Here is a 20597-nt window from a genome sequence, read left to right on the forward strand (position 1 = left end):
TAGACCATGCGATTCAAAAGACCCCAGGTGCGCTACGCCGACACGTCGCAGCCCGCCACGCCGTACCAAGCCGCAGGCCAGGTCTGGGACGAGCGCATCGGCTCGCCGCGCGTGCAGGCGAAGAACTGGCGCCTGATGGCCTTCGGCTGCCTCGCTCTCGCATTGCTGATGGCCGGTGGCCTGGTCTGGCGCTCGGCGCAGTCCATCGTGACGCCCTATGTGATCGAGGTCGATCAGGCTGGGCAGGTGCGTACCGTGGGCGAAGCCGCCACGCCGTACCGGCCCAGCGATGCGCAGGTGGCCTACCACCTGGGCCGCTTCATCGGCCTGGTGCGCTCGCTGTCCATCGACCCCATCGTGGTTCGGCAGAACTGGCTCGATGCCTACAACTACACCACCGACAAGGGCGCCGTGGTGCTAAACGACTACGCCCGCGTGAACGATCCGTTCGCGCGCATCGGCAAGGAGTCGGTGACGGTGCAGATCACCAGCGTGACCCGCGCCAGCGACACGTCTTTCAACGTGCGCTGGACGGAGACGCGCTACGTCAACGGCGCCCTGGATCGCACCGAGCGCTGGAACGCGGTGATTTCCATCGTGCAGCAGACCCCGCGCACCGAGCAGCGCCTGCGTAAGAACCCCTTAGGCATCTACGTCAACGGACTGTCGTGGAGCCGCGAACTGGAAGGAAACGAAGGAGCAAAACCATGAATGCGATTTTCCGTAAATCCGCCTTGCCGCTGATCTTGCTGGCATCCAGCGTCTTGTTCTCGGGCTGCGCCACGCAGGGCAAGCCGCCGCCGGTCATCTCGCTCGACGAGCCGGTGCAAGCCCAGCCGCTGCCCGAGGCGCCGAAGCCGGTGGAGGTCGTGACCGTGCCCGAGGTGTTGCCGATGCCGGCGCAGATGAAGCCCGTACCGGATGCCAAGTCTGCGGTGGAACCCGCCGATGAAACCGTGCGCGTGGCCCGCGCCAATGCCGAGGCGCGCATCGCGCCCACGCGCGAGGGCTACGTCAATGCGATTCAGGTGTGGCCCTTCACTGATGGCGCGCTGTACCAGGTCTATGCGGCCGTGGGCCGTGTGACGGTGATCGCGCTCCAGCCCGGCGAGGAACTGGTGACGGTCGCCGCTGGCGACACGGTGCGCTGGATCGTGGGCGACACATCGAGCGGCAGCGGTGAGGCGTTGCGCGTCAACGTGATGGTCAAGCCGATCCGCTCGGGCCTGAAGACGAATCTCGTCATCACCACAAGCCGACGCACCTACCTGCTGGAGCTGACCTCGACCGAGAAGACGTGGATGGCGTCGGTGTCCTGGGAGTACCCCAAGGACAAGATGCTGGCCCTGCAGCGCCAGGCGCAGGCGGCCAGCGCCGCTGCGCCGGTCGATGCGGGCCTGTCGCTGGAGAAGATCCGTTTCCGCTACGCGGTCAGCGGCAGCAATCCGCCGTGGAAGCCCCTGCGTGCCTTCGATGACGGTGAGAAGGTCTACATCCAGTTTCCGCCGGGCATTGCCCAAGGCGAGCTGCCGCCGCTGTTCGTGATCGGCGCGCAGGGCGACGGCCAGCTCGTCAACTACCGATTCCGCTCACCGTACTACATCGTGGATCGGCTGTTTGGCGCGGCCGAACTGCGCCTGGGCGGGGACAAGGGCGACGTGGTGCGGATCGAGCGCACGGATGGCACGCGGAGGAACTGACCATGAGCCAGGACGACATTCCCGACCATGCCGCGCCGCAGACCGGCAAGGTGGCGCCCGAGGCAATGGCGCTGCGCGCGCAGCCGCGTCCGGTGACTCGGTTGAATCGGCGCACGCTAGCCATCCTCACCGGCGGCCTGTCGGTCGCCGTGCTTGGGGCCACGATCTGGTCGTTGCAGCCGCATCGGCGCGGCGCGGGCGAGCAAACCGAGCTGTACAACGTGGATCGCGTCTCGAAGTCCGAAGGGCTGGACGGCCTGCCTTCCGACTATTCCAAGCTGCCGGCGAAGGTGCCGGAGCTGGGGCCACCGCTGCCGGGCGACCTCGGCCCGGCCATCGTGAAGTCACAGCAGCCGGTGACACCGGCCTATGCGCCGCCAGGCCACGACCCGGAGGATGCTCGGCGCAAGGAAGCCGATGCCGCTGCGGCCTCGACGGTGTTCTTCCGCTCGGGCAATCCAGGCAAGACCGCTGCACCGGCGACTGCGCAAGCCGCTGCGGCGGGCCCGGCATCGGCCTTGGCGGGCTTTGATCCGCTCGCCGCCGGGCCGGCCTCGACGGCGGCACAAACTCAACAATCCGCGTCCGACCCGACCGCCGTGCAGAACCGACAAGACCAGAAAGAGGCTTTCCTGAAAGGCGCTTCTACGGAAACCCGCAATTCCGGCCAACTGACCCTGCCGGCTTCGCCGTACCAGGTCATGGCCGGAACGGTGATCGCTGGCGCGCTGGTGACGGGTATCAAGTCCGACCTGCCGGGCGACGTGATCGGCACGGTGACGGAGCCTGTCTACGACTCGGCCACGGGTAAGTTCCTGCTGATCCCGCAGGGTTCGCGCCTCATGGGCAAGTACAACAGCCAGGTGAGCTACGGGCAGAGCCGCGTGCAGGTGGTGTGGAACCGCATCATCCTGCCGGACACGTCTTCGCTGACGCTCGACAACCTGGCGGGTACCGACCCGGCCGGCTATGCCGGCCTGGAGGATGGGGTCGATTGGCATTGGGATCGCGTTTTTGCCGGCGCGGCTCTGACCACGCTGCTGGGCGTGGGCGCCGAGCTGGCCGCGCCGCAGAACCGGCAGGACGGCAACCGCGTCATCATCGCCGGACAGGGCAGTTTGCAGGACAGCGTGAACCAGGTAGGCCAGGAGATGACCCGGCGCAACATGAACATCCAGCCGACGTTGACCGAGCGGCCGGGCCTGCCGGTTCGCATCATCGTGAACCGCGATCTCGTGCTTCGGCCGTACCAACCGTTGTTCTTCAACCGGGGAGCGATGCGATGAGCACGACCAAGAAGCTGCGGCTGGGGCCGCTGCCGAAGACCGAGAGTGTCAAGCTGACCTTCGCATGTCCCGCTGGCTTGAAGACAGACCTTGACCGCTATGCCGCGCTACATGCGCAGACCTACGGCGAAACGGTCGATGCGGCGACGCTGATCCCGCACATGCTGGAGGCATTCATGGCGGGGGATCGTGGATTCAGGAAAGGAACGACCGCCAAGGTCGTTCCGCAGAAACAGACCTGACGACCTTGCCGCCACTTCAACGACAAAGCGCAGCCTGAGGCTGCGCTTTGTCGTTCCGGGGGCAGTTGGGCTACTATAGAGAAAGGAGAAAGGCAAGTCGGCCTGCTGTTGGGAAACGTCCCCCGATGCAACGCGCTCCGGCTTTCTTCCTCATCGCTCTTATGTGGCACCTAGCCCACAACGCAGCAGTCAATCCAAACTGCCCGAAACAGAGCTAACCTCGCGTCCCATATAGAGTTTCAAGCCCTGGGCGATTTGCGCTCAGGGCTTGACACGAGCAGTTTTTTATGGCCTTCGCCAGGCCGGAATCTTCAACTGCCGACCTTGACCAGCGTGCCCTTCAGCGCAACGCCGATATAAGCCATTCCCTTGGCGCACACGTAAGTGGTTTCGCTGGACGTTTCGTCGTCCTTCCAGTTGCTGCGAATCTCCATCACCCCATTGTTGCCGGCGGTGCTGGCGCGCTGCTGCAGTTCCTGGACCGCTTCCACGAAGACCGACTCGCACAACTGCGCATCGGTCGGCTTGGGTTCGCCGTTGGCCTTGTTCACCGGGCGGCGCACGCGCTTGACCGTCTTGAAGAACACCGGGCTCTGCGCACCATCCAGTTTGTTGAAGCCAAACGACAGCTTGATGTTCGGGTCGATACGCGAAGTGGCCGCGGACGACTTCAATGCCGCATCGATCGGCATGTTCATCAGTTCGTCGGCCGCGCTGGCCGCGCCCGATGCCATCAGCGCCGTCACGACCAGTGCACTGCGCAATGCGGTCTTCATATGCTCTCCCTGAGTTCTCGTGGTTCGTTGTTCGTTGTTTGTGGCCGGCGAATACCGTCTGAAACTATCGTAGCCGATCCGCCGTACAACGCATCACATTGGCGTCTTTACTTTTTTAGAGGATGCAGGCGATCCTCGTCGCCCTCATCGACCGGGGCATCGCCGAGGTTCGTCATATTGGGCTGATACGGCGCCAGTTTGACCATCGGCATGTTCATGGATGCGGCGTAGAGCGGCAGCACCTCTTTCATGTGGGCCTCGAGCACGGCAATGCGGCTGCGGCCCGACGGGTGGGTCGACATGAACTCATCGCCGGCCTGCAGGAACTTGCCCATCTTCTGCCACAGTGTGATGGCGGCACGCGGGTCATAGCCGGCGCGCGCGGCGATATCCATGCCGATCAGGTCCGCCTCGGTTTCCTCCTGCCGCGAGAAACGCAGGGAAAGCATCTTGGCGTTGGAGCCAATGTCCATATTGCCGATATTGCCGAAGCCGGTCAGCTGCGACACGACATTGGCCCCCAGGTTCGAGATCTCGGCCTGCGCCGCGCGCTGGCGCGCGTGCTCCTCCAGCGCATGCGCGATCTCATGCCCCATGACCACCGCCACTTCGTCGTCGGTCAGTTTCAGGTCGTCGAGCAAGCCGGTGTAGACGGCCATCTTGCCGCCGGGCATGCAGAAGGCATTGATCTGCTTGGCGCGGATCACGTTGATCTCCCACGGCCAGCGTCCGGCACGCGGATTCCAGAGCACGGTCTGTGGCAGCAACCGGATGCCGATCTCGCGCAGGCGCTGCACCTGCGGGTCATCGTCACCGAGCAACGTATGCCGGGCGATGGCTTCCTGCCTGACCTGCTCGTATTCGCGCGCGGCCTGCTGGTCGATGACTTCCATCGGCACGATCTCGCGCACGCGCGAACTGCGCCGATCCAGCTGTACGCCATCGTCGGGCGCGGCCACCACGACCACCTCCTGCGCCACGGCGGGCAATGCCGGCACGCATGCCGCCGCGCCCAGCATTGGCGCCAGGGTCGCACGAAACGTAATGGCCAGCGCGGCGCGCAGGATGGACTGACGCATGGTCTCGGGCATGATGGGTTGCACGGCGGGGCTCGATGCGTAAGAAGTCGTGACGAGTTCGGGGGCAGCCCGAACGGTGATGCAATAATACACGCCAGCCCTGGCGCTTCCCCATCATGAATTTCCATACCTATCTCGACATCTTCCGCAACCGCCGCATGGGCGCCATGCTCACGCTCGGCTTCGCGTCCGGCCTGCCGCTGGCGCTGACCTCCGGCACGCTGCAGGCATGGATGACCGTGGAAGGGCTCGACATCAAGACGATCGGCTTCTTCTCGCTGGTCGGACAGGCCTATATCTTCAAGTTCCTCTGGGCACCGCTGATGGACCGCTACACCCCGCCGCTGCTGGGGCGGCGGCGCGGCTGGTTGCTGGTGACGCAGCTTGGGCTGGTAGCGGCCATCGCGGCCATGGCGTTCTGTCCGCCGCAGCAGGCACTATGGACGCTCGCGGCGCTGGCCACGCTGGTGGCATTCCTGTCTGCGTCACAGGACATCGTCTTCGACGCGTATAGCACCGATGTGCTGCGGCCCGAGGAACGCGGCGCGGGCGCCGCGGTCAAGGTGCTCGGCTACCGGCTGGCGATGCTGGTGTCGGGCGGGCTGGCGCTGTACCTGGCGGACCGCGTGCTGGGCTGGTCGAACATGTACCTGCTGATGGCGGGGCTGATGGGCGTGGGGCTGCTGACGCTGTTCTGGGCACCGGAACCGGACGTGCCGGCGCGCGCGCCGCGCTCGCTCGAAGAAGCGGTGCTGGGCCCGTTGCGTGATTTCTTCGGCCGCCAGGGTGCGTGGTGGCTGCTGCTGCTGATCGTGCTGTACAAGCTTGGCGACGCGTTCGCGGGCAGCCTGTCGACCACGTTCCTGATCCGCGGCCTGGGCTTTGATCCGGGCGAAGTCGGTATCGTCAACAAGACGCTGGGGCTGGCGGCAACCATCGTCGGGGCGCTGTTTGGCGGGTCGCTGATGGTACGCCTGGGCCTGTATCGGTCGCTGATGCTGTTTGGCATCCTGCAGGCCGTGTCGAACCTCGGCTACTGGATCCTGTCGGTGACGCCACCGCACCTGTGGTCGATGGGCGCCACCATTGCCATCGAGAACCTCTGCGGCGGCATGGGCACCGCTGCCTTCGTGGCGTTGCTGATGACGCTGTGCAACCGCTCGTTCTCGGCCACGCAGTATGCGCTGCTGTCGGCGCTGGCCTCGATCGGCCGAGTCTACGTGGGCCCCACCTCGGGCTATATGGTCGAGGCATGGGGCTGGGCGCCGTTCTACCTGGGTACCGTGCTGGCCGCGGTACCGGGCGTGGCATTGCTCTGGGCGATGCGCAACACGGTCCACCGCTACGAAGCGCAGGCCCGCGAGCCTGCCGAGACGCCAGTCGCGCGCCCGGCCTGAGCCTGATTTACTCCTTGTAGTAGACGATCTGGTGCGAGCTGGCGAGCAGCTCACCGTCCGGACTCCAGATCTCCGCGCTCTGGTCAAAGAATCCCTGGCGGAACACGCGCGCCTGCGCGCTGCCCAGTACATGGCGCTCGCCGAGCGCGGCCAGCGTGGCCGCATCGGCGTGGAAATAGGTGGTCAGCGACACCGTGCCTGCCGGCACGAAGCCCGCACGCTTGAGGAAAATGCGCGGATAGAACGCGTCGCACCATGCGGCGATGGCGGCATAGTCCGGCACGCGCGGCGGTTCGTCGCGAATCCAGAACTGGGTCAGGCTGTCGGGGTTTTCCGTGCCCGCCACGGCGTTGGGCTTGGCGCCGCGCACTGCGCGCATGTCGTAGCTGCCAATCCACTTGACCGGGGCAAAGCCACCCATCCGGGGTAGCGTAGCGGCGCCCGGTACATCGGGCATCGCGGCCTCGCCGCAGTTCCACGTATCACGGCGCACCGCAAACACGGCGCTGCCCGTGGTGGTGATCTCGCCGTTCTGCAGCAGTTCGAGATGCCAGTGCTGCGTCGACCGGTTGGTACGCGATGGCCGGGCGATGACCTCGAACGCGCCTTCGGCAATCGGGCCGGCAAAATTGACGGTCAGCGCACTCGGGTCGCCAAGCCGCTGCGGGTGGTCCAGGGCCGCCTGCAGCATCACGGCCGCCGTGGCGCCGCCGAACGGCCCGATCATGTTCCAGTAGGCCTGGCTGGTATGTCCCAGGAAACGGTGCTCGCCGGCAGGTTCGAGTTGCAGGGCTTGATCGAGCGGATGCAGGGGCGTTTGCGTCATGGCAGGAAAAGCGGCAGGAAAATCGTACGATCGTTCGGTAATTACCGTACGGTATGCCTGCCAGAGGCTTGCGTCAAGCTAGGGACGGTCAGCCTGTTCGGCCTGTCAAGCCGCCCCCACCCGGTACACCGCCAGGCTGCCACGCCAGTTGAAGCCCCAGTTCACGGTCACGCCTTCATGCATGACCACGCGGTCCAGCACGCGCAGGCCCACCTTGGGCGCCAGTTCCTCGAAATCGCTGATCGTCAGCACGCGCACGTTCGGCGTGTTGTACCACTGGTAGGGCAACGACTCGGATACCGGCATGCGGCCACGGAAGACCGACAGGCGGTGCGGCCAGTAGCCAAAATTCGGGAACGAGACAATGCATTCGCGTCCCACGCGCAGCGTGTCGCGCAGTACCTGGGCCGTGTTGTGGATGGTCTGCAGCGTTTGCGACAGGATCACCGTGTCGAAGCTCTTGTCCTCGAACAGCGCCAGGCCGCCCTCCAGGTTCTGCTGGATAACGTGCACGCCCTTCTGCGCGCAGGCCAGCACCTCTTCATCACGGATCTCGATGCCGTAGGCATGCACGTCGAGCTCGTCCTGCAGCACGCGCAACAGGCTGCCATCGCCGCAGCCCGCGTCCAGCACCGTGGAATTGGGTTCGATCCAGCGCGCGATCGCACGAAAATCGGGACGCAAGGCAAGGATATTGGGATTGGTAGCGGCGTTCATGCACCGATCTCCTCGGCAATGCGTTCGTAATAGGCCCGCATCAGGTTGTGATAGCGCGCGTCGTCCAGCAGGAACGCGTCATGGCCGTGCGGGGCGTCGATCTCCGCGTACGACACCCGCCGCTTGTTGTCGAGCAGCGCCTTGACGATCTCGCGGCTGCGGTTCGGCGCGAAGCGCCAGTCGGTGCTGAAGCTCACCACCAGGAAGCTCGAACTGGTCTGCGCCATCGCCTTCGTGAGATCGCCGTTGAAGGCCAGCGCCGGGTCGAAGTAATCGAGTGCGCGCGTGATCAGCAGATAGGTGTTGGCGTCGAAGTATTCGGCAAACTTGTCGCCCTGGTAGCGCAGGTAGCTTTCCACCTGGAACTCGACGTCGAACGAGAAGCGGATATCCTCGGCCTTCAGTGTGCGGCCGAATTTCTCGGCCATGTCCTCGTCGGACAGGTACGTGATATGGCCGATCATGCGCGCCACGCGCAGCCCGCGCTTGGGCTTGACGTTGTGCGCATAGTAATTGCCGCCATGGAAGTCGGGGTCGGACAGGATTGCGCTGCGCGCGACCTCATTGAACGCGATGTTCTGCGCCGACAGCTTGGGCGTCGACGCCACCACGATGCAGTGACGCAGGCGGTCCGGATACATCAGGCTCCAGGCCAGTGCCTGCATGCCCCCGAGGCTGCCGCCCATGACCGCGGCAAACTGCTCGATGCCGAACAGGTCGGCCACACGCGCCTGGGCATTGACCCAGTCCTCGACCGTCACCACCGGGAACAGCGCACCATACGGCATGCCGGTGGCAGGGTTGGTACTCATGGGTCCAGTGGAACCGAAGCACGACCCGAGGTTGTTGACCCCGATCACGAAGAAGCGGTCGGTATCGAGCGGCTTGCCGGGGCCGACCATGTTGTCCCACCAGCCGATATCGCGCGGATTGTCGGCGGCGATGCCGGCCACGTGATGCGAGGCATTGAGTGCGTGGCACACCAGCACGGCATTGCTGCGCGCCGCATTGAGCGTGCCATAGGTCTCGACCATCAGGTCGTAGCCGGCCAGCTGGCTGCCGTTACGCAGCTTCAGGGGCTCGGCGAAATGCAGACGCTGGGGCGTGACGACACCGACGGAATCGGTCGGCACGTCGAGTACACCAGCGGGAGGAGCGACATCGGTCATGGAGCGGGCCCGCGTCAATCAGCAGGCGTAAAAAAACCCGACCGGCCAATGCGTTGGATTCGCAGCCAAGTCGGGCTTCCGCGGTGTCCCGCGTGTCGGCGCCAATCATGTGGATGAACCATCCGCGAGGCACCGACCCAACCTCTTTAGCCGCATTTATATTGGCAACCGGAAAGACATCTTCCCGTTGCCGCGCGCCCGCAAGCCAGTCATCAAATCGGCGCGACCCGCACATTATAGTGCAAACCGCGTGTCGTGCCCGTTCCCGATGTTTTTTGCGCGGATCAGCCCAGCAGCACGCGCAGTTGCGCGTCGATGTTATCGCTCGGCATTTTGCGGAATCCGCTCTTGGCGTAGCGGTGCCACTGGCCCTGCACGGCGGCGGTAATCAGCGCCACCCGCGCCGGGATATCCGCATCGGCCGGGAATGCGGCCTGCGTGACCGCCACCTTCAGGCACTGCCGCAGCGACGCTTCGATACGGTCCACCATCTGGTTGATACGTTCCTGCAGGCGCTCATGCTCGCCCACCAGCGCCTCGCCGGTCAGCACGCGCGTCATGCCCGGATTCTTTTCCGCGAACGTCAGCAGCATGCGCACGATCGCGTGGACCTGGCGCAGGCCGTGCTCCTCCTGGGTGGTGATCTGGTTGATCAGGCCAAACACGGTCTGTTCGATAAAGCCGATCAGCCCTTCGAACATCTGCGCCTTGCTGGCGAAATGGCGATACAGCGCGGCCTCGGAGACCGACAGCTTCGCGGCCAGCGCGGCCGTGGTGATTTTTTCCCCGCGCGGATGCTCGAGCATGCTGGCCAGCGTCTGCAGGATCTGGATTCGGCGTTCGCCCGGACGTGGGCGCTTGCGTGCCGGGGTCTCCGGCTCGTTGACCGATGCGATGGCGGACATAGGCGCCTCAGCCTGGCGAGCGATGGTTTGCGTCATGACCCGATTCTCCGCTTTTGTCGTAGGAGTTGATGCATCAATTGTACTTTTATGTCCACATAACCCGGGCGATTCAGCATGCGCGCACGCACTTGCGGTGCGTGATCGGGCTGCATCTGTGGCGCCGTTGCCGCACTCTGGGCCGCTGTCGGGTCCTGGCTCTCGGCCGCGACCAGCGTCACCGACCGTTCCTGTGCCGCGTGGCCCATATGCTGGCGATCTTCCGCCGCCAGCATCGACCGGGTGGCTTCGTCGCGTGCCGCGCCGGCCTGGGCCGATACGAGGTGCGGGCGCGATGGCGCGGCCGTACGCAGGAAACCGGTCAGCCACGCGGTGCGGATGCCGGTGCCCGCATAGTGTTTCAGATGCGACAGCGTGTCTTCCACGAGCACCACCCGGTGCGGCGCCACGCCGGTCTGCGCCAGCAATCGACGCAACATGCGCCGGTCGGGCTTCGGACGCAGGTGGCCGTGCACCCACATGTCCTCGATGGCCACCACCCGTTCGAAACAGTGCTCGATACCGGCTACGGCCATCACGGCATGCGCATAGTCGCGCGGTGCGTTCGTGACCAGGATCTTGCGGCCCGGCAACCGGCGCAGTGCCGCCACCAGGCCCCGCCGCACCCGCACCAGCGCGGCCAGCTCCGGAAAGTCATGGGCCGCGCGCAGGAAATCAGCCGGATCCACCTGGTGATGGCGGATCATGCCCAGCAGCGTTGCGCCATAGCGCTTCCAGTATTCGACGCGCACGCGGCTGGCGGTCGCCTCGTCACTGCCCAGCACGCGTGCCACATAGGCCGTCATCATCCGGTTGATCGCCGGAAAGATCGCGTGCGAGGCATCGTGCAGCGTATTGTCGAGATCGAACAGCCATACCGTTTCGCCCGACGTGTCGCCGACCGCGTCCCGGCGCAAATGCCGGCGCGGTCGGTGGGCGGACGCGGCGCGCGCGCGCACCAGGCCGCGACGCTGGGTGGGCTGTCGGATAAACACGCTGGGTTGTGGACCTGAAAGGGAATGAAGGAAACCGGGAACCCGCACGCGGCGGGTTCCGTGGTACTGGCGCGCTCAGTGCGAGCGGATCATCGTGCCGAACGCCTGTTCGGTCAGGATTTCGAGCAGCAGCGAGTGTTCGATGCGACCGTCGATGATGTGCACCGAATGCACGCCGCTCTTGGCGGCATCCAGCGCGGACGAGATCTTGGGCAGCATGCCGCCCGAGATCGTGCCGTCGGCGAACAGCTCCTCGATCTCGCGCGCGGACAGGTCGGTCAGCAGGTTGCCCTTCTTGTCCATCACGCCCGGGATGTTCGTCATCATGACGAGCTTCTCGGCCTTCAGGATCTCGGCCATCTTGCCGGCCACGACGTCGGCGTTGATGTTGTACGCCTGGCCATCGTCGGAGAAGCCGATCGGCGAGATCACCGGGATGAACGCGTCATCCTGCAGTGCCTTCACCACGGCCGGGTTGATCGCCTCGATATCGCCCACGAAGCCGATGTCGATGAACGTGCCCGGGTTCTCGCGGTCCGGCATCTGCAGGCGCTTGGCGCGGATCAGGCCGCCGTCCTTGCCGGTCAGGCCCACTGCCTGGCCGCCGTACTGGTTGATCAGCATGACGATGTCCTGCTGGACTTCGCCGCCGAGCACCCATTCCACCACTTCCATGGTTTCTTCGTCGGTGACGCGCATGCCCTGGATGAAGGTGCCGACCTTGCCCACCTTCTTCAGGGCTTCGTCGATCTGCGGACCACCGCCGTGCACCACCACCGGATTCATGCCCACGAGCTTGAGCAGGATCACGTCGCGCGCGAAGCCGTGCTTGAGCTTTTCCTCGGTCATCGCATTGCCGCCGTACTTGACCACAATGGTCTTGCCGTGGAACTTGCGGATATAAGGAAGCGCCTCGGCAAGGATTTCAGCCTTGAGGGCGGGGGCGATGGCCGCAACCGTCGTGGCGGCAGCCCCAGGATTGTCAGCGTTCATGGCTTCGGACATTCCGTGTGATGTAGAGCAGGTATCATGGCGAACCGTCCGCCGGATAAGGCGATACGGGCGAGGCCGGCGTTGCGGCAAAAACCGTCTGGGAGCAGGACCACCAGGGGAGGATTGGAACCCCGAGTGCGTCATCCGGCCACGGCAGGCGCCGATTTTACAAGAAACCGGCGACCACATAGCAATCGCGGCAATGCAACAACGGTATATGCCATGACCGACCCGTCGACGATCCAGACCGGACAGCTTCGTCCAGTCGAACATTGCAGCGTTTGCGGCGCCGCTTTCGTCTGCGGCTACGTGGCCGGCCTGCCGGAATGCTGGTGCGCCAGCCAGCCTCTGCTGCCCTCGCGCCAGATCGTGGCGGGCCAGCATTGCCTGTGCCCGGACTGCCTGAAACGACGTCAGGCCGAGACACCTCCGAAGCGTTCCTGAAAAATTCTGCGTTTTACGTTTTGCGAATGACAAAACGGGCGCAGTCCGGTTTAACATTCGCGACATGAATAGCCTACGCGGAATCGACCTCAACCTGCTGGTGGTGCTGGAAGCACTGCTGGCCGAACGCCATATCTCGCGCGCCGCGCTGCGGCTGCAGCTGAGCCAGCCGGCCGTGAGCCATTCGCTGGCGCGGTTGCGACAGTTGCTGGACGATCAGTTGCTGGTGCGTGGACAGGGTGGCCTGGTGTTGACCCCGCGCGCCCACGAGCTGACCGGCCCGCTGGCGGAGGCACTGGCGCAGGTGCGCATCCTGCTGGGGCCGGGCGGCTTCCAGCCGGCCACGGCACGGCGCACGTTCAGGCTGGCGATGTCCGACTACGGTGCGCTGGTGGTGCTGCCGCGCCTGTTGCGCGCCTTGCGCAAGGCCGCGCCCAATATCGACCTGGTGGTGACGCAGGCCAGCCGCGAGACGATGACCGCGCAGATTGCCGATGGGGAACTCGATATTGCGCTGGCCGCCTTTGCGTTCGAACCCGAGGGCGTCCGCACCGCGGTGCTGTTCGACGACGACTTTGCGTGCGCGGTGGATGCCGCGACGGTACGCGATACCGGCAGGCTCGACCACGTGGCCTACCTGGCACGCTCGCACGTGCTGGTCACCGCCACCACCGAGCGTGGCGAAGCCATCGATGCGGCCGTGACGCGACTTGGCGGACGACGCAAGATTGCGTGCGCCATCCCTCACTGGAGCGTGGCGCCGGGGCTGATCCTGGGTACCAACATGGTCCTGACGACCGCACGGCGCAGCCTCGAGGCGCTCGCCGACGACCGGCTGGCCATCTTCGAGGCGCCATTCACGATCCCTGGCTTCACATACAGCATGATCTGGCCCGAGAAGGCCGACGCGGATCCTGGCCTGACCTGGCTGCGCGAGCGCATGCAGCAGGCCGCGGCCAAGCCGGACGCGGAAAGCGAAGCGGCGATCAGCCTGCGCGGGTAAGCCGCGCAGGGTCCGGAATCACGGTCCGGAATCAGACGCCGATCAGTGCTTGTGGTCCATGTGGCCACCGGACGGGGCCGGCGCGGTCACGTCGCGCACCTGGGCCGTGACCGTCTGCTCGGTCACCTTGCCGTTCTGCTCGATCTTCAGCGTGATGGGCACCGTGTCGCCGGCCTTCAGTTGCTGCTTCAGGCCCATCAGCATCACGTGATAGCCGCCCGGCTTCAATTGGACGTCCTGCATCTTCGGCAGGTCCAATGCCGGCACCTGGCGCATCCGCATCACGTTGTTGCTGTCCATCTTCATTTCATGGATCTCGGCGGTGGCCACTGGCGACGACACACCTACCAGCTTGCCGGCCTCATGCGCATGGAGCGTCATGAAGGCGCCGGACGCGGTCTGGGCCGGCACGGTGCCGCGCACCCACGCGTCGCTGACATCGACCTGCGCCATGGCGTGCGCGCTGGCCAGCAGGCCAGCCAGGCCCAGGGTAACGATCGAAGCAGCGCGTGCCGCGCGGACTTTGGCTTGGGAATGGAACATCTGGAACATCTCCGCGATTGGGCTCGAATAATGGGCGGGCTCAGGGGTGGTCATTAGACCACGGCGCGGCCCCGGGTGCATGTAGCCGGATAGTCTGGCAGTGCCGCAGCCCGCCCAGAATGCGGCAAGGTGTCGCACGGCGGGCGGATGACGCCGGCATTGCTACACTCGCGCCATGCATTCCTCGATCGACCTGCCCCCCTTCTCCGCCATCCTCGGCATGCCGGCGCAACGCCACAGCCTGGTCAGCATGCGCCGCCTGTGCTGGCTGCGCTGGGCGCTGCTGGCGGGCCAGGCAACGCTGCTGGTATCTTGCGAATCGGTGGCCGGCATCATCCTGCCCTACCAGCCGCTGCTGTTCCTGTTCGTGGTGCAGGCCGTGTTCAACCTGTACACCGTGGCGCGCCTGCGCTGGCATGCCGTGCACAACACGATGCCGGGCGACGGCGAACTGATGGTGCAGATGATGGTGGACCTGACGGCGCTGTCGGCCATCCTGTTCTACACGGGCGGCGCCACCAACCCGTTCGTATCGTTCTACCTGCCCGGGCTGGCCATTGCCGCGGCGATCCTGCCGTGGCGGCTGGTAATGGTACTGGCGGTCTACGCATTGTCCTGCTATTCGCTGCTGTTGCTGGAATACCTGCCGCTGCATCTGCACAACCCCGACAATGCGGTGAACTATCACCTGGCGGGGATGTGGCTGAACTTCGTGGCCAGCGCGGTGATGATCGCGTTCTTCGTGGCGCGCCTGTCGAATGTACTGCGCCAACGCGATGCGCAGCTCAATGAAGCGCGCGAGCTGCTGCTGCGCGAGGCCCGCGTCGAAGCGCTCAATGACCAGGCCGCGGCCGTGGCGCACGAGATCGGCACGCCGCTGGCCACGCTGGCCGTGATTGCCGGCGAACTGCGCGCCGATGCTGCCGATACGCAGCGCGGCACCACCGCCGTGGCCGACTATCTGCCCGACCTGCGCACAATGGAGCAGCAGCTCGAACTGTGCCGCTCGATCCTGGCACGGCTGCGCGAGGATCATGAAACACTGGCGCCGCAGCGTATCGACGCGTGGATCGGATCGTTTGTCGAACGCTGGCAACTGCGCCATCCGCAGGCCAGCCTGCAGGCCGACGTGGTGGCCGATGCCGGCGCGCAGGCCGTTGACACCGCGCGCGTGAGCCAGATCCTGACCATCGTGCTCGACAATGCCGCACGCAGCCAGCAGGCGATGGGCCATGACCATCGCAAGGGCCCGCCGCTGGAGCTGACAATCGCACGCGATGCCGAGGCCTTGCAATGCCGCGTGACCGATCACGGCAACGGCATTCCAGCCGCCCTGCGGGCCCGGCTTGGCGAATCGCCGGTGGCCAGCACCCATGGCGGCCAGGGCATCGGCCTGTACCTGGCCCAAAGCGCCGCGCGCCAGCTGGGTGGCCAGTTGGCATGGCTGGACAATCCCGCCGGCGGCACGATAACCGAACTGCGGCTGCCGCTGGCCCGCACCGATGCTCGCCAGCCCATTCTTCATTCTGACTTTCAACCGTGATGACCGACACCCAAGCGTCTCCCGATGCCACGCCCTTCCTTGTGATCGACGATGACGAGGTCTTCTCGGGCACGCTGGCCCGTGCGCTGACGCGCCGTGGTTATGCGGTGCAGGTGGCCCACAACGGCAGCAGCGCGTTGGCGCTGGCCGCGAAGACACCGTTCGCCTATGTCACGCTGGACCTGCACCTGGGGCCGCCTCCGGAGGCCGGCGGCACCGCGGCCGCCGAATCGGGGCTGCATCTGGTCGGGCCATTGCGGCATGCCCTGCCCGAGTCGCGAATCCTGGTACTGACCGGCTATGCGAGCATTGCCACGGCCGTGGCGGCGGTCAAGCAGGGCGCGGACGAATACCTGGCCAAGCCGGCCAACGTGGATTCGATCCTGACCGCGCTGATGGCGGGGGTTTCGGAAGAAGCGGCTGAAGCCGCGCTGGAAGAGCCCATGCCGCTATCGGTGGCTCGGCTCGAGTGGGAGCATATCCAGCGCGTACTCACCGAGCACGGCGGCAATATCTCGGCCACGGCGCGCGCGCTGAACATGCATCGGCGCACGCTGCAGCGCAAGCTTGGCAAGCGGCCGGTGTCGCGCTGAATGGCGCGGCAAGCGGTGCGGTGAGGGGTGCGGTAAAGGGTGCGATCAGAGACGCAACTGGACGTAGTCCCAACCGAGATCGTCGTCGTCCGAGGCATCGGCAATGCGCACCGCATCGGTGGCATGGCGATCGGCCAGCGTGACCAGCGCACCGGAGGCCATTGCCTCGGCGGCCACGGCGGCGCGGGTCGACACGGACGCGGGTACCGCGGCCGCATTGGCATTCGGCACCACGGCGGGCCGGAAGCAAAGGAACACCGTGGCGGCGGTAATGGCGCCCACGACGCCGGCGGTGGCCATCGCCACGCGTCGCTTGCGCACGCGGTTGCTCTTGAAGAAGGGCGAACGCGAAATGTTGCGTGACATGGCTGACTCCCTTTAGGTGTTTGTGCAAAATGCGGTGGCTCCCGCATTGGTCCATCGACCAGCAAGGTGCGCAAGGGTCTCATTGGGGGCCGCAGGTGCGCCAGTGTGCTTACCAATGCTTACCAACCTTACGGGCGCGAGCACAGATGGAAACATCGATGCACCAATGGGGTACGCCGCAAGCACTGCGTCACCACGTCGCATATCGTTGCCGGCGTTGGGCGCTAGACTGGTGCACTTCCCATCTCATCCGCAAGCTTCATGACCCCGCGCATCCTGATTGCCGCCCTGCTCGCCGTGGCCGCCCCGCTGGCCTCCGCCCATATCGTCTTCGAACAGAAACAGGCGACGGCAGGCAGCTATTTCAAGGGCGTGCTGCTGGTGGGACACGGCTGCAACGGCAGCGCCACGAAGTCATTGACCGTGACGATCCCCGAGGGCGTGCAGGGTGCGCATCCGCAGCCCAAGGCCGGATGGCAACTCGACGTGCAACGTGCGAAGCTGGCCAAACCCTATGCCTCGCACGGCAAGACTGTCGAGGACGATGTGCGCACGATCCGCTGGTACGGCGGTACGCTGGCCGACCAGCATTTCGATGAATTCCGCATGCTGATGAAACTGCCCGAGCAAGGCGGCAAGCTTTACTTCCCGGTGCTGCAGGAATGCGAGAACGGCAAGTCGGAATGGACGCAGATCCCGGCCGCGGGACAAAACCCGCGCGAGCTGAAGTCGCCCGCACCGGCGCTCGAGGTCATTCCGGCCGAAAGCTCGCACGCGGGACACGTCCACTAGGGTCCGGTCCGCCACGCGCGACACGCAGGCACAAAAAAAGCCGGACAGATGTCCGGCTTTTTGTTGGCCCCGCGGTGCGGTCCGTTACAGCACGTAGCGCGACAGGTCTTCGTTGCCAGCCAGGTCGCCAAGGCGTTCATCCACATAGGCGCCATCGATCGTCACGGTCTCGCCCGACGATTTCGTCGCGTGGAACGACAGGTCCTCGAGCAGCCGTTCCATCACCGTGTACAGGCGGCGCGCGCCGATGTTCTCGACCTTCTCGTTGACCGAGAACGCGATTTCGGCAAGGCGGCGAATCCCGTCGGGCGCGAACTGCAGTTCGACTTCTTCGGTCTTCAACAGCGCCTGGTACTGCTTGGTCAGGCTCGCATCGGTCTGGGTCAGGATGGCTTCGAAATCCTGCACCGACAGCGATTCCAGTTCCACGCGAATCGGGAAACGGCCCTGCAGTTCGGGGATCAGGTCGCTCGGCTTGGACAGGTGGAATGCGCCCGACGCAATGAACAGGATGTGGTCCGTCTTGATCATCCCGTACTTGGTATTGACCGTCGTGCCTTCCACCAGCGGCAACAGGTCACGCTGCACGCCCTGGCGCGATACCTCGCCACCACCCACGTCGCTGCGGCTGGCAATCTTGTCGATCTCGTCCAGGAACACGATACCGTTCTGTTCGACATTGGCAATGGCCTTGTGCTTGAGCTCTTCCTCGTTGAGCAGCTTGGCGGCCTCTTCGTCGATCAGCAGCTTGAACGCTTCCTTGACCTTCATCTTGCGGCGCGCCTTCTTGCCCTGGCCGAGCCCGGCGAACATCGTGCGGATCTGCTCGGTCATGTCCTCCATGCCCGGCGGCCCCATGATGTCCATGCTCGGCGCACCGGCAGCCACTTCGAGCTCGATTTCCTTGTCGTCGAGCTCACCTTCGCGCAGCTTCTTGCGGAACACCTGGCGCGTGTTCGAATCCTTGTCCTCGTGCTGCTGGAAACCGATATCGCGCGGCGGCGGCAGCAACACGTCGAGCAGGCGGTCCTCGGCCGCGTCTTCGGCCTTGGTGCGCACCTTCTTCATTTCCGATTCGCGCGTCTGCTTGACCGCCATCTCGGCCAGGTCGCGCACGATGGTGTCCACGTCGCGGCCGACGTAACCCACCTCGGTGAACTTGGTGGCTTCGATCTTGATGAACGGCGCATCGGCCAGCTTGGCCAGGCGGCGCGCGATCTCGGTCTTGCCCACGCCGGTGGGCCCGATCATCAAAATGTTCTTGGGCGTGATTTCCTGGCGCAGCGGATCGGCAACCTGCTGGCGGCGCCAGCGGTTGCGCAGCGCCACGGCCACGGCCTTCTTGGCCTTGTTCTGGCCGATGATGTGCTTGTCGAGTTCGGAAACGATTTCCGACGGGGTCATGGTTTGCGACATGGGGATCCGTTCAGCGCGTCAGTCGAGGGTTTCGATGACGAAGTTGGTATTCGTGTAGATGCAGAGCTCGCCGGCAATGGTCAACGCTTTCTCGACCACATCCTTCGGTGCCAGCTCCGTGTTCTCTATCAGCGCCTTGGCCGCCGACTGCGCATACGCGCCGCCCGAACCGATGGCCGCGATACCGCCTTCGGGGTCGAGCACGTCGCCGTTGCCGGTAATGACCAGCGTGGTGTCCTTGTCTGCCGTGATCAGCATCGCCTCCAGCCGACGCAGCGCGCGGTCCGAGCGCCAGTCCTTGGCCAGGTCCACCGCCGCGCGGGTCAGGTTGCCCTGGTACTTCTCAAGTTTCGCCTCGAAGCGGTCGAGCAGCGAGAATGCGTCGGCCGTGCTGCCGGCAAACCCGACCAGCACCTTGCCGTTGTAAATGCGCCGGACCTTGCGGGCCGTTCCCTTCATCACGATATTGCCGAGCGTGACCTGGCCGTCACCGCCCAGAGCGACCTGATTGCCGCGGCGGACGCTGACGATGGTGGTGCCGTGATACTGTTCCATGGTGCCTTTGCGTGAGAGGTGTCTGCCGCCTAGGTGGCGCCGCAGCGCGATCTTTCAAGAGGCTGCGATGCCGGCAACGATCTTCCAATATAGGAAACGGCTGATCCCACGGCACAAAAGCAAAAAGGCCACGCTGCTCGCGTGGCCTTTTCTGCATCTGCAGCAAATTCGATCAGTCGGCGTAGACACCCGCCTTCTTGATCACCGGCGTCCACTTGTTGATTTCCGCCGTCAGGAACGTGCGCAGCGAATCGGGCGTGGCGCGCTGCGCCGGCACCGCTTCGGCACCCAGTTCGGCCATCTTGGCGCGGAAGTTCGGATCCTGCACCGACTTCTGCAACGCGGCCGACAGCTTGTCGATCACCGGCTTGGGCGTGCCCTTGGGTGCGTACATGGCGTGCCAGATCTTGACTTCCACGCCCGGCATGCCCTGCTCGGCCGCGGTCGGAACGTCCTTGAACGCTTCCACGCGACGCGACTGCATCGCGGCGTAAGGCTTCAGCGCGCCGGCCTTGAGCTGGCCGGCAATATTGGTGGTCTGGTCGCACATCAGGTTCACCTGGCCGCCGAGGATGTCGGTCAGCGCCGGGGCGGTACCCTTGTACGGGACAGTGGTCAGTTCGGTCTGCAGCGCGCTCTGGAACAGCAGGCCGCACAGGTGCGAAGCCGAGCCGATACCGGCGTTGGCCAGCGACAGCTTGCTGGCGTTGGCCTTGATATACGGCACGAGGTCCTTGAACGTAGCGGGCGGCAGTTGCTTGTTGCCCACCAGGATCATCGGCACGTCGGCGATTTCACCGACCATCTCGAAGTCCTTCAGCGGATCGAAGCCCAGGTTGCGGTACAGCGCCGGGGCCGTGGACATGCCGATATGGTGAATCAGGATCGTATAGCCGTCGTTCTTGGCCTGCGCCACCTTCTTGGCCCCGATGGTGCCGCCGGCACCGCCCAGGTTCTCGATCACGATCGTCGCACCCAGGTGCTTCGACATGATCATCGTGAGTTCACGCGCCACCTTGTCGGTCGGGCCACCCGCCGCAAACGGCACCACCGCCTGCACCGGCTTGCTGCCAGGGAATTCCTGGGCCTGTGCCCCCGTGAAGGCACCCACGCCCGCAACCGCCAGCGCGGCTGCAATATGCAATGCAACTCGTTTCATGTACGTCTCTCCTGTTCCCTCTGGATTCCCGTTCCAACGCCGCGCGTGCCGCCGGAAGCGTC

23 protein-coding genes are annotated in these 20597 nt (G+C 65.0%); 10 read left to right on the plus strand and 13 right to left on the minus strand.

The genetic code is table 11. The features are described 5' to 3' along the window. Window positions 1–6: 6 nt before the first annotated feature. Genes trbF through ACO550_RS02355 form a run of 4 tightly spaced genes read left to right on the plus strand, consistent with a single transcriptional unit; the run spans window position 7 to window position 3228 of the window. Window positions 7–711, plus strand: a complete 705-nt coding sequence (trbF, locus tag ACO550_RS02340) for a conjugal transfer protein TrbF (RefSeq protein ID WP_019726309.1) — start codon at window positions 7–9, stop codon at window positions 709–711. Next, window positions 708–1700 carry a P-type conjugative transfer protein TrbG gene (gene trbG, locus ACO550_RS02345; RefSeq protein ID WP_019726310.1) on the plus strand — a complete coding sequence of 331 codons (993 nt, stop codon included), beginning with the start codon at window positions 708–710 and terminating at the stop codon, window positions 1698–1700. The genes trbF and trbG overlap by 4 nt, the downstream gene beginning before the upstream one ends. Window positions 1701–1702: 2 nt before the next feature. Continuing rightward, window positions 1703–2986: a TraB/TrbI/VirB10 family type IV secretion system protein gene (locus tag ACO550_RS02350; protein WP_019726311.1), complete on the plus strand. Its 1284-nt coding sequence runs from the start codon at window positions 1703–1705 to the stop codon at window positions 2984–2986. Further along, window positions 2983–3228 (plus strand): DUF2274 domain-containing protein, encoded by a 246-nt coding sequence (locus ACO550_RS02355; RefSeq protein WP_019726312.1) that lies wholly within the window; start codon window positions 2983–2985, stop codon window positions 3226–3228. Before ACO550_RS02350 ends, ACO550_RS02355 begins: the two co-directional genes overlap by 4 nt. A gap of 311 nt (window positions 3229–3539) precedes the next feature. Here the strand turns inward: ACO550_RS02355 and ACO550_RS02360 are convergent, their stop codons facing one another. Together ACO550_RS02360 and ACO550_RS02365 are read right to left on the minus strand one after the other, a co-directional pair. Further along, entirely contained in the window at window positions 3540–4004 is a 465-nt protein-coding gene (locus ACO550_RS02360) for an excinuclease ATPase (protein WP_315593367.1), read from the minus strand. Between the two features lie 107 nt (window positions 4005–4111). Continuing rightward, on the minus strand, window positions 4112–5083 hold the full coding sequence (locus ACO550_RS02365) for a M48 family metallopeptidase (RefSeq protein ID WP_485994172.1): 972 nt from the start codon (window positions 5081–5083) through the stop codon (window positions 4112–4114). A 116-nt stretch (window positions 5084–5199) separates the two neighbouring features. On the opposite strand from ACO550_RS02365, the gene ACO550_RS02370 reads away from it, so the two are divergent. After that, a complete protein-coding gene (locus tag ACO550_RS02370) occupies window positions 5200–6480 on the plus strand; it encodes a muropeptide transporter (RefSeq protein ID WP_315593368.1) in 1281 nt (426 codons plus the stop codon). Between the two features lie 7 nt (window positions 6481–6487). On the opposite strand, the gene ACO550_RS02375 is transcribed toward ACO550_RS02370, so the two are convergent. The 6 genes from ACO550_RS02375 to argB form a co-directional block, all read right to left on the minus strand. Then, complete coding sequence (locus ACO550_RS02375; protein ID WP_315593369.1) at window positions 6488–7306, minus strand: thioesterase family protein; 819 nt, start codon at window positions 7304–7306, stop codon at window positions 6488–6490. Window positions 7307–7411: 105 nt separating this feature from the next. Continuing rightward, on the minus strand, window positions 7412–8023 hold the full coding sequence (gene metW, locus ACO550_RS02380; RefSeq protein WP_315593370.1) for a methionine biosynthesis protein MetW: 612 nt from the start codon (window positions 8021–8023) through the stop codon (window positions 7412–7414). Beyond that, a complete protein-coding gene (gene metX / locus ACO550_RS02385) occupies window positions 8020–9192 on the minus strand; it encodes a homoserine O-succinyltransferase MetX (RefSeq protein WP_315593371.1) in 1173 nt (390 codons plus the stop codon). Before metX ends, metW begins: the two co-directional genes overlap by 4 nt. A gap of 284 nt (window positions 9193–9476) precedes the next feature. Beyond that, complete coding sequence (gene slmA / locus ACO550_RS02390; RefSeq protein ID WP_315593372.1) at window positions 9477–10133, minus strand: nucleoid occlusion factor SlmA; 657 nt, start codon at window positions 10131–10133, stop codon at window positions 9477–9479. Beyond that, a complete protein-coding gene (locus tag ACO550_RS02395; protein WP_485994068.1) occupies window positions 10130–11128 on the minus strand; it encodes a pyrimidine 5'-nucleotidase in 999 nt (332 codons plus the stop codon). The genes slmA and ACO550_RS02395 overlap by 4 nt, the downstream gene beginning before the upstream one ends. Window positions 11129–11203: 75 nt before the next feature. Next, the gene (argB, locus tag ACO550_RS02400; protein WP_315593373.1) at window positions 11204–12121 is read right to left on the minus strand and encodes an acetylglutamate kinase; all 918 of its coding nucleotides are present in this window, start codon (window positions 12119–12121) and stop codon (window positions 11204–11206) included. A gap of 222 nt (window positions 12122–12343) precedes the next feature. On the opposite strand from argB, the gene ACO550_RS02405 reads away from it, so the two are divergent. Next, window positions 12344–12565: a cysteine-rich CWC family protein gene (locus ACO550_RS02405; RefSeq protein WP_315593374.1), complete on the plus strand. Its 222-nt coding sequence runs from the start codon at window positions 12344–12346 to the stop codon at window positions 12563–12565. 64 nt (window positions 12566–12629) lie between these two features. Next, the gene (locus ACO550_RS02410) at window positions 12630–13568 is read left to right on the plus strand and encodes a LysR substrate-binding domain-containing protein (RefSeq protein WP_315593375.1); all 939 of its coding nucleotides are present in this window, start codon (window positions 12630–12632) and stop codon (window positions 13566–13568) included. A gap of 42 nt (window positions 13569–13610) precedes the next feature. Here the strand turns inward: ACO550_RS02410 and ACO550_RS02415 are convergent, their stop codons facing one another. Next, window positions 13611–14111: a copper chaperone PCu(A)C domain-containing protein gene (locus ACO550_RS02415; RefSeq protein WP_315593376.1), complete on the minus strand. Its 501-nt coding sequence runs from the start codon at window positions 14109–14111 to the stop codon at window positions 13611–13613. 175 nt (window positions 14112–14286) lie between these two features. Between ACO550_RS02415 and ACO550_RS02420 the strand changes: the two genes are divergently transcribed. Together ACO550_RS02420 and ACO550_RS02425 are read left to right on the plus strand one after the other, a co-directional pair. Further along, entirely contained in the window at window positions 14287–15654 is a 1368-nt protein-coding gene (locus ACO550_RS02420; RefSeq protein WP_315593377.1) for an ATP-binding protein, read from the plus strand. After that, window positions 15654–16247 (plus strand): response regulator transcription factor, encoded by a 594-nt coding sequence (locus ACO550_RS02425; protein ID WP_315593378.1) that lies wholly within the window; start codon window positions 15654–15656, stop codon window positions 16245–16247. Before ACO550_RS02420 ends, ACO550_RS02425 begins: the two co-directional genes overlap by 1 nt. Window positions 16248–16292: 45 nt before the next feature. Here ACO550_RS02425 and ACO550_RS02430 read toward each other — a convergent pair whose 3' ends face one another. Continuing rightward, window positions 16293–16613, minus strand: a complete 321-nt coding sequence (locus ACO550_RS02430) for a hypothetical protein (RefSeq protein WP_315593379.1) — start codon at window positions 16611–16613, stop codon at window positions 16293–16295. Between the two features lie 261 nt (window positions 16614–16874). Between ACO550_RS02430 and ACO550_RS02435 the strand changes: the two genes are divergently transcribed. After that, window positions 16875–17405 carry a DUF1775 domain-containing protein gene (locus ACO550_RS02435; RefSeq protein WP_315593380.1) on the plus strand — a complete coding sequence of 177 codons (531 nt, stop codon included), beginning with the start codon at window positions 16875–16877 and terminating at the stop codon, window positions 17403–17405. 84 nt (window positions 17406–17489) lie between these two features. On the opposite strand, the gene hslU is transcribed toward ACO550_RS02435, so the two are convergent. The 3 genes from hslU to ACO550_RS02450 all read right to left on the minus strand — a co-directional run bounded on the left by hslU (window position 17490) and on the right by ACO550_RS02450 (window position 20535). Beyond that, on the minus strand, window positions 17490–18821 hold the full coding sequence (gene hslU, locus ACO550_RS02440; RefSeq protein WP_315593381.1) for an ATP-dependent protease ATPase subunit HslU: 1332 nt from the start codon (window positions 18819–18821) through the stop codon (window positions 17490–17492). 18 nt (window positions 18822–18839) lie between these two features. Beyond that, on the minus strand, window positions 18840–19376 hold the full coding sequence (gene hslV, locus ACO550_RS02445; RefSeq protein WP_315593382.1) for an ATP-dependent protease subunit HslV: 537 nt from the start codon (window positions 19374–19376) through the stop codon (window positions 18840–18842). Between the two features lie 172 nt (window positions 19377–19548). Beyond that, window positions 19549–20535: a tripartite tricarboxylate transporter substrate-binding protein gene (locus ACO550_RS02450; protein ID WP_315593383.1), complete on the minus strand. Its 987-nt coding sequence runs from the start codon at window positions 20533–20535 to the stop codon at window positions 19549–19551. Between the last annotated feature and the right edge of the window lie 62 nt (window positions 20536–20597).

It is taken from the genome of Cupriavidus sp. (assembly GCF_057315035.1).

What these genes read in the sequence shown, in the direction of transcription:
- trbF (WP_019726309.1), top strand. Translation starts at nt 7, where the DNA reads ATGCGATTCAAAAGACCCCAGGTGCGCTACGCCGACACGTCGCAGCCC.
- trbG (WP_019726310.1), top strand. Translation starts at nt 708, where the DNA reads ATGAATGCGATTTTCCGTAAATCCGCCTTGCCGCTGATCTTGCTGGCA.
- ACO550_RS02350 (WP_019726311.1), top strand. Translation starts at nt 1,703, where the DNA reads ATGAGCCAGGACGACATTCCCGACCATGCCGCGCCGCAGACCGGCAAG.
- ACO550_RS02355 (WP_019726312.1), top strand. Translation starts at nt 2,983, where the DNA reads ATGAGCACGACCAAGAAGCTGCGGCTGGGGCCGCTGCCGAAGACCGAG.
- ACO550_RS02360 (WP_315593367.1), bottom strand. Translation starts at nt 4,004, where the DNA reads ATGAAGACCGCATTGCGCAGTGCACTGGTCGTGACGGCGCTGATGGCA.
- ACO550_RS02365 (WP_485994172.1), bottom strand. Translation starts at nt 5,083, where the DNA reads ATGCGTCAGTCCATCCTGCGCGCCGCGCTGGCCATTACGTTTCGTGCG.
- ACO550_RS02370 (WP_315593368.1), top strand. Translation starts at nt 5,200, where the DNA reads ATGAATTTCCATACCTATCTCGACATCTTCCGCAACCGCCGCATGGGC.
- ACO550_RS02375 (WP_315593369.1), bottom strand. Translation starts at nt 7,306, where the DNA reads ATGACGCAAACGCCCCTGCATCCGCTCGATCAAGCCCTGCAACTCGAA.
- metW (WP_315593370.1), bottom strand. Translation starts at nt 8,023, where the DNA reads ATGAACGCCGCTACCAATCCCAATATCCTTGCCTTGCGTCCCGATTTT.
- metX (WP_315593371.1), bottom strand. Translation starts at nt 9,192, where the DNA reads ATGACCGATGTCGCTCCTCCCGCTGGTGTACTCGACGTGCCGACCGAT.
- slmA (WP_315593372.1), bottom strand. Translation starts at nt 10,133, where the DNA reads ATGACGCAAACCATCGCTCGCCAGGCTGAGGCGCCTATGTCCGCCATC.
- argB (WP_315593373.1), bottom strand. Translation starts at nt 12,121, where the DNA reads ATGAACGCTGACAATCCTGGGGCTGCCGCCACGACGGTTGCGGCCATC.
- ACO550_RS02405 (WP_315593374.1), top strand. Translation starts at nt 12,344, where the DNA reads ATGACCGACCCGTCGACGATCCAGACCGGACAGCTTCGTCCAGTCGAA.
- ACO550_RS02410 (WP_315593375.1), top strand. Translation starts at nt 12,630, where the DNA reads ATGAATAGCCTACGCGGAATCGACCTCAACCTGCTGGTGGTGCTGGAA.
- ACO550_RS02415 (WP_315593376.1), bottom strand. Translation starts at nt 14,111, where the DNA reads ATGTTCCATTCCCAAGCCAAAGTCCGCGCGGCACGCGCTGCTTCGATC.
- ACO550_RS02420 (WP_315593377.1), top strand. Translation starts at nt 14,287, where the DNA reads ATGCATTCCTCGATCGACCTGCCCCCCTTCTCCGCCATCCTCGGCATG.
- ACO550_RS02425 (WP_315593378.1), top strand. Translation starts at nt 15,654, where the DNA reads ATGACCGACACCCAAGCGTCTCCCGATGCCACGCCCTTCCTTGTGATC.
- ACO550_RS02430 (WP_315593379.1), bottom strand. Translation starts at nt 16,613, where the DNA reads ATGTCACGCAACATTTCGCGTTCGCCCTTCTTCAAGAGCAACCGCGTG.
- ACO550_RS02435 (WP_315593380.1), top strand. Translation starts at nt 16,875, where the DNA reads ATGACCCCGCGCATCCTGATTGCCGCCCTGCTCGCCGTGGCCGCCCCG.
- hslU (WP_315593381.1), bottom strand. Translation starts at nt 18,821, where the DNA reads ATGTCGCAAACCATGACCCCGTCGGAAATCGTTTCCGAACTCGACAAG.
- hslV (WP_315593382.1), bottom strand. Translation starts at nt 19,376, where the DNA reads ATGGAACAGTATCACGGCACCACCATCGTCAGCGTCCGCCGCGGCAAT.
- ACO550_RS02450 (WP_315593383.1), bottom strand. Translation starts at nt 20,535, where the DNA reads ATGAAACGAGTTGCATTGCATATTGCAGCCGCGCTGGCGGTTGCGGGC.